The organism is [Flexibacter] sp. ATCC 35208, assembly GCF_001975825.1.
Lineage (GTDB): Bacteria > Bacteroidota > Bacteroidia > Chitinophagales > Chitinophagaceae > Chitinophaga.
Window position 1 is genome coordinate 1 of sequence record NZ_MTKN01000048.1, and the last position, 18,753, is coordinate 18,753.

15 protein-coding genes are annotated in these 18,753 nt (G+C 44.0%); 11 read left to right on the plus strand and 4 right to left on the minus strand.

Annotated elements, in window-relative coordinates:
• The first annotated feature begins 142 nt into the window (after positions 1–142).
• The 9 genes from BW716_RS24940 (at position 143) to BW716_RS24975 (ending at position 12,039) form a co-directional block, all read left to right on the plus strand.
• Complete coding sequence (locus BW716_RS24940; RefSeq protein WP_083727178.1) at positions 143–328, plus strand: hypothetical protein; 186 nt, start codon at positions 143–145, stop codon at positions 326–328.
• 358 nt (positions 329–686) lie between these two features.
• Positions 687–926, plus strand: a complete 240-nt coding sequence (locus tag BW716_RS36260) for a hypothetical protein (protein ID WP_143709016.1) — start codon at positions 687–689, stop codon at positions 924–926.
• Between the two features lie 392 nt (positions 927–1,318).
• Positions 1,319–1,915: an RNA polymerase sigma factor gene (locus BW716_RS24945; RefSeq protein ID WP_083727180.1), complete on the plus strand. Its 597-nt coding sequence runs from the start codon at positions 1,319–1,321 to the stop codon at positions 1,913–1,915.
• Positions 1,916–1,969: 54 nt separating this feature from the next.
• Complete coding sequence (locus tag BW716_RS24950) at positions 1,970–3,145, plus strand: FecR family protein (protein WP_083727182.1); 1,176 nt, start codon at positions 1,970–1,972, stop codon at positions 3,143–3,145.
• A gap of 289 nt (positions 3,146–3,434) precedes the next feature.
• Positions 3,435–6,689, plus strand: a complete 3,255-nt coding sequence (locus tag BW716_RS24955) for a TonB-dependent receptor (protein ID WP_083727264.1) — start codon at positions 3,435–3,437, stop codon at positions 6,687–6,689.
• A gap of 21 nt (positions 6,690–6,710) precedes the next feature.
• Positions 6,711–8,150, plus strand: coding sequence for a RagB/SusD family nutrient uptake outer membrane protein (locus tag BW716_RS24960; RefSeq protein ID WP_083727184.1), 1,440 nt, complete (start codon positions 6,711–6,713; stop codon positions 8,148–8,150).
• The gene (locus tag BW716_RS24965; RefSeq protein ID WP_083727186.1) at positions 8,150–10,099 is read left to right on the plus strand and encodes an FAD-dependent oxidoreductase; all 1,950 of its coding nucleotides are present in this window, start codon (positions 8,150–8,152) and stop codon (positions 10,097–10,099) included. Before BW716_RS24960 ends, BW716_RS24965 begins: the two co-directional genes overlap by 1 nt.
• A 336-nt stretch (positions 10,100–10,435) precedes the next feature.
• Positions 10,436–11,020, plus strand: coding sequence for a Crp/Fnr family transcriptional regulator (locus BW716_RS24970; RefSeq protein ID WP_083727188.1), 585 nt, complete (start codon positions 10,436–10,438; stop codon positions 11,018–11,020).
• 71 nt (positions 11,021–11,091) lie between these two features.
• Entirely contained in the window at positions 11,092–12,039 is a 948-nt protein-coding gene (locus BW716_RS24975) for a zinc-binding alcohol dehydrogenase family protein (RefSeq protein WP_083727190.1), read from the plus strand.
• A gap of 49 nt (positions 12,040–12,088) precedes the next feature.
• On the opposite strand, the gene BW716_RS24980 is transcribed toward BW716_RS24975, so the two are convergent.
• Entirely contained in the window at positions 12,089–14,458 is a 2,370-nt protein-coding gene (locus BW716_RS24980; protein WP_083727192.1) for an ABC transporter permease, read from the minus strand.
• Between the two features lie 189 nt (positions 14,459–14,647).
• Here BW716_RS24980 and BW716_RS24985 point away from each other — a divergent pair, with 189 nt between their 5' ends.
• Both BW716_RS24985 and BW716_RS24990 read left to right on the plus strand, forming a co-directional pair.
• Complete coding sequence (locus BW716_RS24985; RefSeq protein ID WP_143709017.1) at positions 14,648–15,823, plus strand: ATP/GTP-binding protein; 1,176 nt, start codon at positions 14,648–14,650, stop codon at positions 15,821–15,823.
• 4 nt (positions 15,824–15,827) lie between these two features.
• Positions 15,828–16,466: an RloB family protein gene (locus BW716_RS24990; RefSeq protein WP_083727196.1), complete on the plus strand. Its 639-nt coding sequence runs from the start codon at positions 15,828–15,830 to the stop codon at positions 16,464–16,466.
• A gap of 179 nt (positions 16,467–16,645) precedes the next feature.
• On the opposite strand, the gene BW716_RS24995 is transcribed toward BW716_RS24990, so the two are convergent.
• From BW716_RS24995 to BW716_RS25005, 3 genes are all read right to left on the minus strand, one after another.
• The gene (locus tag BW716_RS24995; RefSeq protein WP_083727198.1) at positions 16,646–16,870 is read right to left on the minus strand and encodes a hypothetical protein; all 225 of its coding nucleotides are present in this window, start codon (positions 16,868–16,870) and stop codon (positions 16,646–16,648) included.
• Between the two features lie 282 nt (positions 16,871–17,152).
• Positions 17,153–17,668 carry a hypothetical protein gene (locus BW716_RS25000; protein WP_143709018.1) on the minus strand — a complete coding sequence of 172 codons (516 nt, stop codon included), beginning with the start codon at positions 17,666–17,668 and terminating at the stop codon, positions 17,153–17,155.
• An 8-nt stretch (positions 17,669–17,676) separates the two neighbouring features.
• Positions 17,677–18,753 carry an alpha/beta fold hydrolase gene (locus tag BW716_RS25005; protein WP_083727202.1) on the minus strand — a complete coding sequence of 359 codons (1,077 nt, stop codon included), beginning with the start codon at positions 18,751–18,753 and terminating at the stop codon, positions 17,677–17,679.

Genomic DNA, 18,753 nt, shown 5'->3' on the forward strand with positions numbered 1-18,753 from the left:
ATTTTTAAACATGTTCTTACAAAGAAGAAATTGACGAGTATTTCGAAGTCAAAGGATTAACGGATAAAGGATGGGAGATATTTAAAAATGGTACAAACTATTCATCATTTTTAGCAACTAAAAAAGTTTAAAATTTTAAACCATGAAAAAAAAATCAGTATTTTCTGAAACCTTAAACAAAAAGTATAAAGCAGTTGAAGGAGGGGTAAGCATTTCAATCGAAGATATACGCAAAAGCCCATTTATTATTAAAAAGCTGGAAAATGCTAAAGCTACATTGAAAAAGTATCCCATTCCAATGCATCTGTTTAAAGAAAACAAAAACTAAACCATGAAACAACATCAGTATTTTCCAAAACCTTTCACAAAAAATACAAAGCCGTTGAAGGAGGTTTAAGCTTTTCAGCAGAAGACTTACACAATAGCCCTTTCCGGATTAATAAACAGGAACATATGAGAGAAATATTAGAAAAGCATCCTATCACTGTCGAATTACTTAAAGGGAAGAAATAATCCACCATCCCAATGGAATTATTCAAAGAAAAATAACAACATAGCCTCACCCCCGTGAGGCTTTTTTTTCACCCCTACCACCCACATTATCAACCCCTTCCCCCCACCTGCACACCCCTCCGCAACTACTCTCCCATCCTCCCATCCCCTTTCTTTGCATAAAACCCAAAATCATGAACAACAAACAAAAACTATTCACCCTCTCCCTGCACCAGCAGGAATCAAACTGGTACAAAACCCTACACCTACGCATCATCACCAAAGGCAGCAAGCCCTCCACCTTCCGCCTCGTCATGCTCCTCCTCCTCAACTACCGCCACATCCCCAAATATTCCAACTTCAATATCACCATCAACTGTTCCCAACTAAACAGTTATCCAACCCCCACCTTCGATAAATCATCCCTAAACTAACCTCAACCTCTTCATTTTTTGCCACATTCATATTTATCAAACAAGCCGGGTATTCTTACCTGGCTTTTTTTATCAAAACAATCCCCTGATTATCAAACCACAACCAAGGGTTGCACATCCACCCACAACTATTCTCACATTGAACTTTTCAATTCCTTTGTAGCGAGTTAACAATTTCATATCTCTTACATCCGATATTTCATTAGGGGTTAAATGTATATCAGACATGTCAGGTATTCTTGCCAGACATCCTTCATTTTTCACGCATAAGTATTAGCCCGGCAATCTTGCCGGGCTTAATATAACCAGACTTAATTTGAATTATTGATTTGCAAAATCTATTTTTATTACTACTTTTAAATCACCAGCCCAAAACATTCCTTATCTATATTATGCATAAAGTTCCACATAGTGACGTTGATTTGCTGAAACTGATCGCCCAGGGAGACCGGCATGCATACCAACTTATATTCGAAAAATACTGGATCTCTATCTATAATACCGCCCTCCTCCTTACCAAATCCCCCGCTTTTGCCGAAGACATCGCACAGGATGTATTCACCATGCTCTGGGAAAAACGCGCCACCCTTCCCGCTATCGAAAAGCCCGAAGGCTTCCTCTTCATCACCGCCCGTAATATCATCTATTCCCGTCTGCGCAAATTGGCCAGCGACAAGGCTTACAGACAATACATCCAACATTGCTTCCAGGAGCAGCAAGCCTCCACCGCACAGGAACAGGCGGAATACAAAGAACTGGAACAAACCATTCTCCGTACTATACACAACCTCTCCCCCCAACAACAAAAAGCTTTTACACTTAGCCGCTTCCAGGGCATGCAACACAAGGAAATCGCCCAAAACATGGGCTTATCCCCCGTTACTATCAAAAGCTACATCGTCCAGGCCATCGTCACCCTCCGCAGGGCACTGGCCAATCACCCCGCCCGCTCCCTCATCATCCTGTGGGCACTTTCCTTCCTCCCATAATTTATTTTCAAAACACCACCTCCCTCTGTCCAGGTTGTGCGTCTTTACCTTGTTATGGATCAGAATACCTTTTCAATCCTTTTAGAAAAATACCTCAGGGGCAGCATCTCCCAGGACGAAGTCACCAGCCTGCTGGACTCACTGGAAGACGATGCCATGCGACTACAATGGGAGCAGGCCATCGCCGGCATGCTAGCAGCGCAAGCGCAGAAGAACATGCTACCTGCGCAAACACAGGAGAAAAATATACTATCTGCCCAAACGCTGGAGGAAAACATACAAACAGCCCACACACAGGAGAAAATACCACATAAAATAATACTTTACGCCGTAGCAGCTACCCTATTAGCCCTACTGGCCACCAGCATTCTCTACCTTACCCACAATAACCAACAAGCACCTATTCAAATTGCCACCACGCAACCTCATACAATTGCACCCGGTGGTAACAAAGCCATTCTCACCCTCGCAGATGGCAGCCAGATCACCCTCGACAGCGCCAACAACGGCGCTATTGCCCACCAGGGCAACGTCCAGGTCATCAAACTCAACAATGGTCAACTCGCCTATAAAGCCGACGCAGCCGGCACAAACGAACTGCATTACAATCGTCTGGTCACACCCAGGGGAGGACAATTCATGATCATCCTGCCGGATGGCTCCAAAGTCTGGCTCAATGCCGCCACCTCTCTCAGGTACCCTACCGCTTTCAGCGGAAATAGCAGGGAAGTACAACTCTCCGGTGAAGCCTATTTTGAAATTGCCCCTAACGCCCACATGCCTTTCATCGTCAATGTAAACAACATGGAAGTCAAGGTCTTAGGCACCCAATTCAATATCATGGGCTACCCCGACGAAAACAGCACCCAGACCACCCTCCTGGAAGGTGCCGTTCGTGTACAACACAATACCGCCGGCGTGCGCCTCCAGCCAGGCCAACAAGCTTCCGTGCAAGGAGAAAACATGACTGTAAAAAAAGATATAGATGTAGATGAGGTAGTCGCATGGAAGAACGGCTATTTTCATTTCAACCATGAATCACTACCCGGCGTAATGCGCCAGATAAGCCGTTGGTACGACGTAGAAGTTATTTATGAAGCAAATATACCTGAAAGGGAATTCGGGGGGAAAATCGAACGCAATAGCAGCTTAAACGACGTTTTGAAAATACTTGAACTCAGCAATGTTCATTACAAGATTAAAGAAAGGAAAATTATAATCACCTCTTAATATCTGATTTACCTAAAAAAGGGGATACATTGTTCTATTCAGGAAGAAAATAATTATCACAACCTAATAATATCACCCGTTATGAAAAAATAGTACTTACTGCCCGACAAAAAAATAACCGGAGCTGATTGCAGTCTGCTCCGGCGAATGCAAGGGCAAACCTGATGAATTGCTTTCTCAAATTCCACAATCCTGGCCCAAAGCCAGGAGGGGACATTATTTACCCTAACAAATCAAATGTATGCATTTAAATTCTAAACGGCGACTGTACATCAAAACATTCCTTGTTATGAAGTTATCCGTAATTATTTTGTTGTCAGCCTGTATGCAGATCTATGCTAAAGGATATGCCCAGTTTGTATCGCTTTCTGAAAAGAACGCGCCACTGGAAAAGGTTTTCCACAATATCGAAAAACAAACAGGCTTTGTATTTTTCTATGATCACAAACTTATCGATCAGGCGCCAAAAGTTTCTATCGATCTCAGAAATGCGCCGCTGGAAAAAGCACTGGACCTTTGTCTGAAAGACCAGTTGTTATCATGGTCTATCGTAAATAAAAACATCGTTATCAAACCACGGCAAGCACCTGCACAACCGGTGAATCCAACGCCGCCACAAGATACCCTCCTGAATATAAAAGGAAAGGTGCTCACCGACAAAGGCCAACCCCTGCCCGGCGCCACTGTAATGGCCAAAGGCACCAACAATGGCGTGGTCACTGATGCAGAAGGTAACTTTAGGATTAAAGTCAAACGTAATACCACTATCGTCGTTTCCTTTATCGGTTACAAAAGCCAGGAAGCTGAGATCACTAACGACCAGCCACAAAACTTTAGCCTCGCCGAAGCCGCCACCCTCACGGATGAAATTGTGGTAGTCGGCTATGGCACTGTAAAGAAAAGCGATCTCACCGGCTCACTCAGCCAGGTCAAATCTAAAGACATTACCGCTTATCCCTCTACCAATGTCATGCAGGCGCTCAACGGCAGAGCTGCCGGTGTACGCGTCATGCAAAACAACGGTGCCCCAGGTGCCAGTGTAAGCCTGCGTATCAGGGGTACGAACTCCATTTTAGGTGGCAATGAACCCCTCTATGTGATAGATGGCTTTCCCTACAATGGCAATCCAACCTTTCTCCAGAACGCCGACATTGCCAGCATTGAAGTACTGAAAGACGCTTCCTCCACCGCTATCTACGGTTCCAGAGGCGCCAATGGCGTAGTGATGATCACCACCAAAAGTGGTAAAAAAACCAATATCACATCTGTGGAAGTAGATGCTGGTTACACCATTCAACGTGTATCTAAAAAAATGAAGCTCATGAATGCACAGCAATACGCATTACTATACAATGAGCAGGCTGCAAACGATGGCTTATCCCCCTACTTCACGCAGGCAAAGATTGACAGCCTCGGACAGAATGCCGGCACTGACTGGCAGGACCTCGTACTTCGCAAAGCACCGCTGTATAATATTAGCGCTACGGTGAACGGTGGCACCAGCAACACCCGGTTTTCACTGTCCAGCTCTGCCTACTTACAGGATGGCATCATCAAAGGCAGCGACTACAAACGTTATAACGTGCGTGGTAATATTGAACATGATATCAGCAAGGTGGTCAGCGTCTCTTTAAATACCATCCTGACAAGACTCAATAGCTCACGCAAAAACTCTTCCCTTGGCAACAGAGGAAGCGATCTGATATCAGGTATGTTAATGGCGCCGCCCTCACTCACGCCCTATCTGGCGGATGGCTCGTATAGAAGATTGAATACCGCTTATTCCTTTATTTCTAATGTAATCGTCAATCCGTTAGTACATATTTACGAAGAGTCAGACATGATCAAAGGAGATCGTGTGTTATCAAATGCGGCATTAACGATCAAGCCCGTTAAAGGACTCACCATCAGGATCTCCGGTGGCATCGACAACCTGAATGACCGCGTTGATGCCTACAACAACATAGAACCTACCGTCAATTCTGTTGGCTATGCCAATATAGAAACCACCCAACAGACAGGCCTCCTGAATGAGAACGTGATCACCTACCAGCATGCGCTCAATAAACACTCCTTTAGCATCATGGGTGGCTTCACTTATCAGGATAATACCAATACTACGCTGAATGCTTCCGGCACCGGATTTCTCAGTGATGTATCTGGTACCGGCGATATTGAAAGCGCTTCTACACCGGGTATTCCAAATAGTAGTTATGCTAAATGGGTATTGCTCTCTTACCTTGGCAGAGCGAATTACAGCTATAATGACAAGTACCTGTTCACTGCCAGCATTCGCCGTGATGGCTCTTCCCGCTATTCAAAGAATAACCAGTGGGCGAACTTCCCTTCTGCCGCCATTGCCTGGAAGGTGGCCAATGAAGAATTCCTGAAACAGTCAAAGGTGATCGCTGATCTAAAACTAAGAGCCAGCTATGGCCTTTCTGGCAATACATCTATTAATCCATATCAGACATTGAACCAACTTGGCGTAGGCAATACTATTTTTGGCGATGCCGCTTATGTAGCCTACGCACCCGGCACTACACTGCCCGGAGACCTGAAGTGGGAAATCACGCACCAGCTGGACGTCGGCGCAGATATCGGCTTCCTGCACAATGACCTCTTCATCACACTGGATTATTACAAAAAGAAAACAGTGAACCTCCTGAACACCGTGCAATTGCCGGCTTCCATGGGGTATACCACCACCCTGCAAAATGTAGGTGAAATACAAAACAAAGGTGTTGAACTCGGTATTGACGCTGCCATCCTGAAAGGTACCCTGAGCTGGAATGTAAATGCCAATATCGCCGTGAACCGCAACAAAGTGCTGAAACTGTACAATGGTCAGGATATCTATGGTGATGCCATCTATACCGGCTCCTTAAACGACTATGTCAATATTCTCCGGGAAGGACAGCCACTAGGCATTTTCTACGGATACAAAGAAAATGGCTACACCGCCACCGGCAATATACAATATGTAGATATGAACAAAGACGGTGCGATCACTGCTGCTGACAAAACCTACATCGGCAATCCTAATCCTGACTTTACATACGGCCTGAACTCCGTACTAAACTGGAAAGGGTTTGAACTCACTATCTTCATACAAGGCTCTCAGGGTAACAAAATCCTCAACCTGAACAAAGCCGTTTCTCTTGACCTTGGTATGGGTCTCAACCTGCCGGCAGAAGTCTACGAAAGTCATTGGACTGCTGAAAATACTACGGCTAAATATCCAAAGATCAGCAGAACACTCTCTGCCAATATCTCTGACAGGTTTGTTGAAGACGGCTCCTACCTGCGCTTTAAAAATATCCAGGTCGCATACAACATACCGGCCAAACAACTCGGCTGGAACTGGTTGAAATCTGCACAGATATATGCCAGCGGCCAGAACCTGATCACTTTCACAAAATATTCATGGTATGATCCGGAAGTGAATGCCTACGGTGGTTCCAACTCCATTCGGCAAGGCATCGACTACTCTGTTTATCCAACATTCAAATCTGTAACGTTCGGTATCAGGTGTGGCTTCTAAAATCATTTAAAATATCAACCAATGAAACAGTCAATTCTCTATCTATTCATTATATTCCTGATCACTTCCTGCTCAAAAAAACTGGAAGAACATCCAAAGTCTATTGCGGCAGAAGTATTCTACAATACCCCCAGCGAAGTAGAAGCCGGGCTTGACGCGATCTATATTCCTATCAGGAGAGTCAGCACTATTGGTGCATTATATCTCTGCCAGCAGGAAATATATGCAGAATACCTCTATGGCCGTGGCAGTCACGCACCACTCAATGACTATAATGGTCTGGACAATACGAATATGACCCGTATCAATAGTATGTGGACCGATTTCTATGAGTCAATCCGTGATGCTAATATCGTGATAGAAAAAGCACCGCTGGGTAAGTCACTGACAGAAGATGATCTGAAAAAATATGTAGGCGAAGCCCGCTTCCTCCGTGGTCTTTGTTATTTCTACCTGGTGCGTAACTGGAATGGCGTACCATTACGTACAGAAAATAATATGGACTCCATCAACCTCGCGAGGGCTACTGCAACAGATGTGTATAACTATCTCTTAGCAGACCTTGAATGGGCAGAACAAAACTTACCTGACAATCCACGTCTGGTGGGCGCACCTTCCAAATGGGCTGCTAAATCAGTACTGACCGATGTATACATGACCCTGCATCAGTACGACAAGGCGAGAGACAAAGCACTGGAAGTGATCAACTCCGGCAAATACTCCCTCGTAAAAGTAAATGTAGCAGCTGATTTCGATAAGTTATTTGGTCCTGACATCTCCAATTCCACAGAAGAGATCTTTTATCTTAAATATGCGCGTACCCCTTCAGGACAAGGTTTCCCCTATCCTATCTACGCGCATTATCCTAACTCCGGTTATTATCCGCCCGGCGGTTATTATACTTTCTACAGCGACTCCGAACAGAACAGCTTTGTAAAGAACTGGGATAAGAATGATCTTCGTTACGCTTATGACTGGTATGCACAAACCTTTGGACTGGGCGCTACGACTATCCTGTTGAAAAAGTTCAGTGATAAAAGCGCTGTCACCGCCGGCGGCAATGATTATCCCATGTATCGTTATGCAGATATCTTATTGTTCTATGCCGAAGCGGTCGCACAGGCAGAAAGTGCCCCCTCCGCTGATGCACTGGAAAAACTCAACATGGTACACCGCAGGGCTTATGGCAAAGATCCACTCACTGCCGATGCATCTATTGATTTTCAGTTGACGGACCAACAATCATTCATTAACCGCGTCGTGCAGGAAAGAGGGTACGAGAATTGTGGAGAAGGGAAAAGGTGGTTGGATCTGAAACGCCTGGGTATCGCCCAACAGGTGATAGCCGCTGTAAAAGGCAAAACCGTTACAGAACGTCACCTGCTATGGCCTATTCCCACTGTGGAATACAACTACAATACTGCCATTAACCCAACTACTGATCAAAACCCTGGATACTGATGAGAAAAATAATAGTATTGCTTTGCCTGCTAATGACCGGAAAGCTCTTCGCACAAAACATACGGGAAGTAGACATTTGTATTTACGGCGGTACTTCCGCTGGCGTAATAGCTGGTTATACAGCTAAAAAAATGAATAAATCCGTACTCATCATCGAACCCGGCACAAGACTGGGTGGCCTCACATCCGGTGGCCTTGGTTATACAGATATTGGTAACAAATACGCCATTACCGGCATTTCCCGGGACTTCTACAGGCGTATCGGAAAGCACTATGGCCGGTTTGAACAATGGATATTTGAACCCGGTGTTGCAGAACGCACCTTCCAGCAATATATCAAAGAAGGTGGTGTAGAAGTCCTGTACCAACAACACATCACAGGTGCTAAAAAAACAGGTAACCGTATCACGGAAATACAAACGGGATCAACCATCATTCGTGCAAAGATGTTCATTGACTGCTCTTACGAAGGAGACCTGATGGCAAAAGCCGGTATCTCTTACACCGTAGGCCGTGAAGACAATGCGCAATATGGCGAGACCTATAATGGTGTACAGCTCCGCGAAAAACACCAGTTCCCCGATGGTATAGATCCTTATAAAGAACCCGGCCAGCCAGCCAGTGGCCTGCTCTGGGGTATCAGTCCGGAACAGGTGGAAAAACAAGGTGCCGGTAATAAAAAGATACAGGCGTATAATTTCAGGATCTGTCTGACCAATCAGCCTGACAACCTGATACCCATTACACAACCGGAAGACTACAATCCTGCGCGGTATGAGCTCCTCCTTCGCGTAGTACAGAAATTACAACCTAAGCATCTAAGCGGCATGTTGAAAATAGACCTCATGCCCAATCACAAAACAGATATCAACAATAATGGTCCTTTCTCCACAGATATGATCGGTATGAACTATAACTACCCTGAAGCAGACTACGCTACCCGGGAAAAGATCACAAAGGATCATGAATTGTACAACAAAGGACTCCTTTACTTCATCGGTCATGATCCCCGCATGCCGGAACATCTGCGTAAAGAGATGTTGCAATGGGGGTATCCGAAAGACGAATATCCAGCGTCCGGCAACTGGTCGCCACAAATGTATGTCCGCGAAGCCAGAAGAATGGTTGGCGCCTACGTAATGACACAGGCCAATTGCGAAAGCAGGGAAGTCGTGAAGGATGGTATCGGTATGGCTGCATATACCATGGACTCTCACAACTGCCAGCGTATTGTAGAAAATGGCATGGTCAAAAATGAAGGCGATGTGCAGATTGGCGGTTTCGGCCCCTACCCGATTGCGTATCGTTCTATCATTCCAAAACCGGAAGATTGCAGCAATGTATTCGTACCTGTTTGCATGTCTGCTTCGCACATTGCCTATGGCTCTATCAGAATGGAACCAGTGTTCATGGTACTGGCGCAGTCAGCTGCCGTAGCCGCATCTATAGCGATAGACAGTCATCAGTCTGTACAGGATGTCGATGTTTCAAAGCTACAAGCCCTCCTGCGCCAAAAGCCGTTGGCGACAGACGCCACTCCTGAGATCCTGGTAGACAATGATGATGCTACCCATGTGATCATGAAAGGCGACTGGCAAAAGGAAACCAAAGGTGCGTATGGCCCCACTATGTTTATTTCAAACAGTGCCGGCAGCATTCGCTATACACCCGAAGTAACCCGCACCGGTACTTACAAAGTGTATACCTATGTACCTAAGCGCAGTGATCTGCCATCCAGCACGCATATCCGCCTGTCTGCCGACGGCAAAACTACCCAACAGGTTTCCTACACGCCTGCCTCCATTAAAGTGGAAGGGCAGACCTCCGGTGAATGGGTGGACCTCGGCACTATCAAACTGACCAAAGGCGGTAAGGCATTTGTAGAAATCACCAACGAAGGCAAGGATGGTGAAGTGGTAGCAGATGCTGTACTATTCTACCCTCAGTAAATTAAAGTCCGGTAAGAATACCAGACCTTGTTCCCTATCAATCTTAGATTTGTTTGGATAATGAAATATCTTAGTAGTAAGTCCGGTAAGATTACCGGACTGTCTGTTAGCTGCGAAATCTAAAATTATGTCTGATAGGACTACCAAACATGGGATTTGTTATCACATAAACCCTCATTGAGAATTCACTAGAATCGATGCCTTTAGGAGCAAATAGCAACAATTAATCACATCAGAATAGTTGCAACAGGTGACACAACCCTTCGTAACTAATTCATTATAAAATAATTAAGGCTGGCAATATTGCCAGCCTTAATTATTTCCCTATCTTAACGCATGCTTTTTCATTTCCGCCATCAATTTCCTCAGCTAAATGCCTATTGGGACAAATACCTTCCCTATCAGCAACGTCTTGAAGTACCTGCTAAAACCGTCCTTCTTGATGAAGGTAAAAAGTCGCAGCACTACATCTACATCGAAAAGGGCCTTATCCGCACCTACTTCAATAAAAACGGGGAGGAAATCACCGTTCAGTTCTTTTTTGAAAATGAAGGACTTTCCTCGTTCGACAGCTTTATCAACAATACCCCCAGTCCCATTACCATCGAAACCATAGAACCTTCTGTCGTTTACCTGCTTGCGAAGGAACATGTGAACCAGCTCCTTGATGATCTCAGCCACGAAAAGGGGTTTGTAAACATGATCCTTCAGATGACCGTGCAGCGCCAGACGCACTATATCAATGAATTTGTCTCCCTCATCAGGGATACGCCTGAACAGCGCTACCAAAACCTGATCAATGACCGCCCACACATCATCCAACGGGTGCCGCAGCACTACATCGCCTCTTACCTGGGTGTGAGCAAAGTGCACCTCAGCCGTATCAAAGCCAAACTGGCCAAAGGGAAATCTCACTTCTGACAGTTGATAACATATGTTATCGTGCAGGCACTTCCCCTATCCTAATTTTGTGTTATCAAAAACGAGATAACATGAAAGCAGCAGTATTATATCAACCGGGAGAATTGCCTCAATACACAGATTTTCCTGCACCAGCACCTCAGAACGAAAATGAAATAGCTGTTGATGTCAAAGCAGTGGCCATAAAACACATCGATAAATCAGTCGCCTCCGGCAAGCACTATTCCAGTGATGCACCTAAAGAAAACGGCCGTGTAATAGGTGGAGATGGCATCTGCCTGCTACCCGATGGCACAAGGGTATATGCAGTAGGCACCAGTGGTATGCTGGCTGAAAAGGCCACTATTGAGAAAAACATGATAGTGCCCGTTCCGGATTCACTCGACGACGCCACCGCAGCGGCACTGCCCAACGCAGTCATTGGCGCAGCCATGGCACTTCGTTTCAAAGCTAATATTCAACAGGGAGATATCGTCCTGATCAACGGCGCCACCGGTTTCACTGGTCGCATAGCCGTACAGATCGCTAAGCATTATGGTGCCAAAAAAGTGGTGGCGACAGGTAGGAATCTGGCTTCTCTAAATGAATTATTAACACTTGGTGCAGATGAGATCATCCCACTCTCTGATGATTTTCACACCCAATTAAACGGTCCTTTCGATATTGTCATCGACTACCTCTGGGGGCATACTGCCGAGAAGATCCTCTCCACCCTAAAAGGTAAAGGCAAATTTACACACAGCACCCGCTACGTATCTGTTGGCAGCATGGCAGGAGATACCATTACATTATCTTCTGCTATCCTTCGCAGCGTAGACCTTCAGCTCTCCGGCTCTGGTCTGGGCGCATGGCCTAAACACCAGGTTGGATTACTCTTCTCAGAGATCCTTCCTGAAATGTTTGAACTCGCTGCAAATGGCAAACTGGTTGTTTCCACCACCACCGTAAAATTAAAAGACATCTCTACCCTTTGGGATAAAGATGTCTCCAATGGCGAACGCCTGGTTGTAACAATATAATCATCAGCCATCAAATGACTGGTTACCTAACATTCGGAGGGGCCTGAAATCACTCCATCTTCCGGCTCCTCACCGGATTCATCATGGCCGCCTTTACACTCTGGAAACTCACCGTTAGTCCAGCCACTATCATTGTCAATCCGACAGCGCTTACAAACATCCCCGGGCCTAAAGCGACATGGTATTTGAAGTCTTCCAGCCACGTACTCATCATCCACCATGCTACCGGTGCCGCCAGACAAAATGCGACCAGGATCAGTACGGCAAACTCTTTCCCAAAGATCCAAAGGATTTCCCCGATACTACTACCCAATACCTTCCTGATACCGATTTCCTTTGTTTTCTGCATCACCATAAATGACACCAACCCATACAGTCCCAAACAACCTATAAAGATGGCGATCACAGAGAAGATACTTACTAACTGCAACATCGTTTCTTCCGTTTCATAGAATTCTGCGATCTGTTTATCAAAGAATTTATACGTAAATAATTTATCTGGAAACCTTGCTGACCACAGCTTTTCAATGGCCGGAATAGTCGAGGCCAATTGTCCCATATTTAATTTCACAGCGAAATTCTGGTAGAATTTACTGAATGGTGTAATCATTACTGCGCCAATATCAGCATGCAATGAGCGTATATGAAAATTCTTCACCACACCTACAATGGTAGCCTGATTGTCGCCATTAAAGTTTATCTGCCGTCCTATCAGTTCCTGCGGGGATTTCAGGTTTAGCTTATGGATAAACATCTCATTCACGATACATTCTCTTGCTGCAGAATCAGGAAATAAATCACGGCCTGCGATCAGCTGCAATCCAAAGGTCGATACATACTGCTCATCTGCAGCGCGCACATCCACGGTAAATGGTTCATCTTCTGCATCGCCAACCATACGAATATTTGTGTTCCAGTTACTCAAGGAAGAAGGCGCTTCAAAACAAACAGATACGTTCTTTACACCTGTCTGCCGCATCAACTCATTTTTCAGACTTGTCACATTCGCATCTAAAGAATCTGCGCCCATAGGCACCATGAGGATCGCATCTTTATTGAACCCAAGATCCGTCTGCCTGGTATATTGCATTTGTCTGGTGATGACCAGCATGCCAATGATCAATATTAAAGTAATGGCAAACTGGGTCACGATCAGTGTGCGTCTTATATTGAAACTCCCTACCTGCTGCATAGATACCTTTCCTTTCAATGCCAGTACCGGCCGGAATCCTGACAGGATCAAACCGGGGTAACTGCCTGCAAAAAAGGTGACTATCAGAATCATACCTACAATAAAAGCGAGCAGCTTTATATCAATCACACTTGCTAAACTCATCTTCGCATTAAACAATGAATTCACATCTGGTAACAACAATGCACCGAGTACAATAGCTACCAGTGTGGCCACTATTACAATGAGACCGGTCTCCATCAGGAACTGCCAGAATAGTTGTAGTCTGAAACTACCCAATGCTTTTCTGATACCTACTTCTTTGGATCTTCTCAGTGCCTGTGCGGTTGAGAGATTGATAAAGTTCAGACAGGCGGTAACAATCAGGAACAGACCTGCAAATACCAGGATCCAGAGGCTACGTTTTTCCATGGTACCACCATAGCGTGCATCAAAGTGCCGGTCTTGTAAAGGGAGCATGTGGTATACATGTTTATTCTTACTTCCTTTTCTGTTCTCACCATATTTCGGAAATTGTTTTTCCAGGTTGGCTGTTGACACACCGGGCAGGAGGCGTACATATGTTTTTAATACACTTGTAATACCATTCCAGTTATTTTCTTTACCTACGAATTCATCAAAGTCTTTTACACTTTTGAAGGAGATGAAAATACCTGCACGCTGGTCGGTGTTGCCTGGCAGGTTTTTCAATACACCGGTTACCCTGGCGTTCAGTCTGTTTTCAATTTTGATTACTTTATTAATGGGATCTTCATTGCCAAAGTATTTCTTTGCCAGCGAAGTAGTAATCAATACCGTATTAGGTTCTGCCAGCATGTTCTTACCAGCCAGCAAAGGGAAATTGAAAATATCGAAGTAAGTAGGATCTACAAATGAGACACCTTCATCCTCGATGAATTTATTTAAGTCATAGGTAACGAGGGTTTCGCTGTATGTGGCGGCACGGGCTACTACGCCGGTTTCTCCGAAATCCTGTCTGTATGCTTGTGCGAATGCGGGAGGTACGCTGCCTGTGTAAGAAACAGTTTCTCTGTGTTGTTCGGTAACGAACTGGTAGATGCGGCTGGCATTTTTGTGGAAGTTGTCGAAGCTGAGATGATATTTTACCAATACAAAGATCAATAGACCACAGGTCATGCTGAGGGCAAGGCCAAGGATATTGAGGAGACCGTATACTTTGTTCGAGAAGAGGTTTCTGAAAGCGATACGGAGGTAATTTTTAAACATCGGCTGGGTTTTGCAGGCAGATAGTCAATAAAAATGCCTTTTGTGAATGGATTGAGAATCAATAACCAATTATTCTAACAATGTTCGGTTTCAAAAAAATATTGTTCACAATCGGACATAAATAAATTAAAATACATATATTACTATTCATTGAATAACCCGAAACTCAAAATAACCTATATCTCCTGTATGCTCTTAAGATTTGTTATATCCAACTTCCTGTCCTTTGATGCAATCACCGAGTTTAATACCTTTCCCGGGCCATGCACCAGTCATCCACATCACATTTATGACGGGGGCAAAGTAAAGGCGCTTAAATCAACGGCTATTTATGGCGCTAATGGTGCAGGAAAATCCAATCTCATTGATGTGCTTGAGAATCTGCAATGTTGGGTTAAAGCTGGCTATATCAGTACGAGTAATAGCCGTCAAAAATTCAGGTTAAAAATAGAAAATCAGGACAAACCATCCTCATTTTTAATTGAATTCTTTACCGCTGAAAAAATTTTCTTATATGGCCTTACTATTGATGATAACAACGTTCTTGAAGAATACCTGTATGAATCGGGTATTGATAAAGAACCATCTCTCTTATTCAAACACCATGAAAATAAACTCCGTCTATATACTCATAAAGAAGCATACACCTGGATCACCACTCAATTAATTATTATCCGTCATAATACCGGCCTCATTGAGTGCCTGCATGAACTTTGCATCAATCCGGCTTTCTTTTCATTTAGCAATGAATTACTCAGAACATTAGATACCGGTATTGATTTTCTCACACTTAAAAAAACACCACGCACTGAGTTTATGGCTGAGTATGATCCGAAAGATGAGCATCCGGAACTTTTACTTGAACCCCGTAAGATTTTCACCGTTAATAACCGCAGAATATTTACTACCAAAGAGAATGACCAGATAATTATTAATTTAATAACCGCCTTCCATCACAACTTCCCCTTCGATCTCATGGAAGAATCCACAGGTTCAAAAAGACTGTTGGAATTGATGCCGGTATGCTGGTCAATGATACACAGCCCTGCCACTATTATAATAGATGAAGTCGAACAAAGTATTCACCCTGTTCTGATTATTGCATTGATAAAGAAAATCATGCACTACACTAAATCAAAGGGCCAACTCATCTTTACTACTCATGAATCAAATTTACTCGACCCCGATATATTTCGTAACGATGAAATATGGTTTGCTGTAAAAGATCAGGAAACCGGTGCTACCGGACTTTATAGCTTGAATGATTTCATTATTAACAACAAATTGGATATCCGCAAAGGCTATCTGATCAATCGCTTTGGCGCCATTCCTTTCACTGCTCCTCTTGAATTATTAAAATGGTAACCCGATGAATATTGAAAACCTCTCGTATGTAAAACATCCCCCCTACCGGGATGCATCCCGAATTGTAATAGCCTGCGAAGGCGCACTGACAGAGCCTAATTACTTCAAACATTTCGAAGCAGCTTCGCCCAAACTGACAGTGACTATCGCAGGAAAGGATACTGATAATCCAACCCTGTCAGCACCGAAATGGGTACTTGCCCGGGCAGAAGCACATGCTGAAAAAGTAGGGCTTGCAGAAATTGATGAAGTATACCTGGTAATGGATGTAGATCATCATAAAGAAAATGTATTCAGAGAATTATACGAAATCTGTAAAGCAAAGAACTGGCAGCTGGTATTAAGTAATCCCTGCTTTGAAGTATGGCTTTATATACATTTCAAAAAAAAACTTCCAAACATTCGTATGAAGCCACAGGAATTGAAGCATATTCTTCCAACCATAATCGAAGGCGGCTATCAGCCGGAAAAAATCTTACCTTATACAAAGAAAGCTTTAAAAAATGCGGCTTCACTGGAAAAAAACGCAAACTATTTTTTCCCTGCTGACAATACGACCAAAGTATATATGCTGGTTAATAGACTTATCAAAATAATGGGAGAAAATTATTTCCAGAAATTGATCTCAAATAAAAAAGGATAAGCCACTTAGGCTTATCCTTAATTTTGCCATAACAGGTAAAAAATACTTTTACCAGCCGGCTACGAATGGAAACATTACCATGCCATTCGCCATTAAGACCAGCTGGTCTTAACGATTGACGACTTTGCTGTTCACCGCAGTGAACAGCTCACATTTTTTTCCCATGTGAGTTTAGTTTTTTAATACCCAGTGAGCGCAATGAAATCAGGAATTAATATGTCAATATCAAATCCATGGTAGGTACAGAATTCGCATAGGTTAACTTGTTCTCCTCTTTCTTTTCCGAGAATAACATGTAAGGAATCTATCCATTCTTTTGCTTCACGAAGGGTTAGGTTAAACAATTGGGAGATGATGTGCACCTCCACTGATTCTATTGCCCAATCCGGGCCAATAGCCAGCATTGAATAAGGTTTTTAAATTAAAAACAATTGTTATGCTATGGCTATAATAAATATAATACTTTCTCATCAATTAACAAAACAAATTAATACCAAAAATCCCTTTATATTCTATTCGATAATCACTCTCCCTCTCATCAATTCCCTCATAAGGTAACTTTCAATACTTCAATAGTTTCTTTTGTAAAACAAAAGCGGGCAGGAAAAACTCCCTGCCCGCTAATATTAAAATCAAAAAATTGCCAATTTAAATAACTAAATCGCTCATAAAAATCTAACCCCTCACTAATTCCCCCAGTTCACCTTTATATCATGCGCCGCCGCATACTTCTTCCCCTCCGCCGTCAACACATCAAACAAAGAATCAAACCGCTCTCCATACTTCTCATTTATCTCCTTCCCCAACGATAACACGTCTTCCTGCGTACCACCATCATCACTCATCTTCGCCAGCGCCTTGTACTCATTCTTATATACCGGCAGCACATACTCAAACAAAGCCTCAGACGTTTTCAGCATCGTCTTCGTTTCCTCCGTCTCCTTCAGATCCTTTACCTTCACCAGCGTCTTCTCTATATACTGTACCTTGCCATCTATCATCTTCGCCGCCGCATTCGGACCATTTGGCAAAGTACCATTGTATTTCACATTCTGGGCAACCAGCATTTTCGTCAATGCATCGCTCCCAAAATCATTAATAATGTTAGTATTCAGTACAGCTGTATCAAAATAATTCTCCGGGGTTGGGTTTGAACAGGCTGACAGGCCCAATATGGCCGCCAGTATTAATAATTTTTTCATATTGATGATCACTTTATAACCTGAACGCCGTTTACATCAATTTTCATTCCATTTATCCATAAAACCATCTCTTTTAGTACTTCCGGGGCAAAATCTTCCTTCAATGACGCTGGTTCCTGCATGGTACAGGTTACACAATGCTGGAACAAATGGTTCAATCCCGGCTCCTTAATCACCTTTGCCAGATGAACATATTTTTTATAATTTCCTAAATTCTCATCTGCGTCCACCATGATATCTTTATCCCCATTAAAAGCCAATACAGGCACTTTTACCTGTTTCAACCAGGGAACCGGGTCAAAACGGATATGATACCTATACCACGGCCCTGTCGCCTGCCTGATATAAGACTCCAAAGGGAAAAAGAAGTGATCCCGGCTCCTGGCATATACCGAATCCTGCGCTCCCTTTGCCAGATCAGCCGAATTCCATGCTGCAAAAGCACCCCTCAAATGATGCTCCACGTCCGGCGATGCAGCATACGCATACGCCGTATCAAACATAATATCATTAATGGCATTGAACCGCTGCTGCATCAATACAGGAATCCCAGCACTTGCCACGATCGCCCTGTTCTGTGCCTGCAATGCCTTTAACCCGGTCGTAGCCAAACCTGCCAGACTAATTACAAACCTTACGTCTTTGCTATTTACAGCCGCCATATAAGCCGCTGCTCCCCCTTCACTATGTCCAATCAGACCAACGCCATTCACGCCCGTAATCGCCTTTAAAAATGCTGCTGCCGTCACTGCATCTGCCGCAAAATCTGCCGTTGTCGCTTTTTCATAGTCGCCTGTAGTAGTACCGGTCCCCCTGTCATCTACCCTTAATACTGCTATTCCATTGGTACTCAGGTATTCAGCGATCACTTTGAACATTTTATGCCCCGCCATGGTACCGTCGCGATCCTGCCTGCCCGTACCTGATACAATGACCACCGCCGGAAATGATTCCATCCCCGATGGTATTGTTAACGTACCCCCAAAATGTATACTGCTATCTGCATTGTAATAATCTACGGCTTTGGAAATGTATTGCCCCATTCCCTGTATACTGATCAAAAGTAATATCAATAATAATCTCAT

Excerpts from the sequence above, each read along its gene's own strand:
- BW716_RS24960 (WP_083727184.1), top strand. The coding sequence starts at position 6,711 with ATGAAACAGTCAATTCTCTATCTATTCATTATATTCCTGATCACTTCC.
- BW716_RS24970 (WP_083727188.1), top strand. The coding sequence starts at position 10,436 with ATGCTTTTTCATTTCCGCCATCAATTTCCTCAGCTAAATGCCTATTGG.
- BW716_RS24975 (WP_083727190.1), top strand. The coding sequence starts at position 11,092 with ATGAAAGCAGCAGTATTATATCAACCGGGAGAATTGCCTCAATACACA.
- BW716_RS24950 (WP_083727182.1), top strand. The coding sequence starts at position 1,970 with ATGGATCAGAATACCTTTTCAATCCTTTTAGAAAAATACCTCAGGGGC.
- BW716_RS24940 (WP_083727178.1), top strand. The coding sequence starts at position 143 with ATGAAAAAAAAATCAGTATTTTCTGAAACCTTAAACAAAAAGTATAAA.
- BW716_RS24985 (WP_143709017.1), top strand. The coding sequence starts at position 14,648 with ATGCTCTTAAGATTTGTTATATCCAACTTCCTGTCCTTTGATGCAATC.
- BW716_RS24980 (WP_083727192.1), bottom strand. The coding sequence starts at position 14,458 with ATGTTTAAAAATTACCTCCGTATCGCTTTCAGAAACCTCTTCTCGAAC.
- BW716_RS24965 (WP_083727186.1), top strand. The coding sequence starts at position 8,150 with ATGAGAAAAATAATAGTATTGCTTTGCCTGCTAATGACCGGAAAGCTC.
- BW716_RS36260 (WP_143709016.1), top strand. The coding sequence starts at position 687 with ATGAACAACAAACAAAAACTATTCACCCTCTCCCTGCACCAGCAGGAA.
- BW716_RS24995 (WP_083727198.1), bottom strand. The coding sequence starts at position 16,870 with ATGCTGGCTATTGGCCCGGATTGGGCAATAGAATCAGTGGAGGTGCAC.
- BW716_RS25000 (WP_143709018.1), bottom strand. The coding sequence starts at position 17,668 with ATGAAAAAATTATTAATACTGGCGGCCATATTGGGCCTGTCAGCCTGT.
- BW716_RS24955 (WP_083727264.1), top strand. The coding sequence starts at position 3,435 with ATGAAGTTATCCGTAATTATTTTGTTGTCAGCCTGTATGCAGATCTAT.
- BW716_RS25005 (WP_083727202.1), bottom strand. The coding sequence starts at position 18,753 with ATGAGATTATTATTGATATTACTTTTGATCAGTATACAGGGAATGGGG.
- BW716_RS24990 (WP_083727196.1), top strand. The coding sequence starts at position 15,828 with ATGAATATTGAAAACCTCTCGTATGTAAAACATCCCCCCTACCGGGAT.
- BW716_RS24945 (WP_083727180.1), top strand. The coding sequence starts at position 1,319 with ATGCATAAAGTTCCACATAGTGACGTTGATTTGCTGAAACTGATCGCC.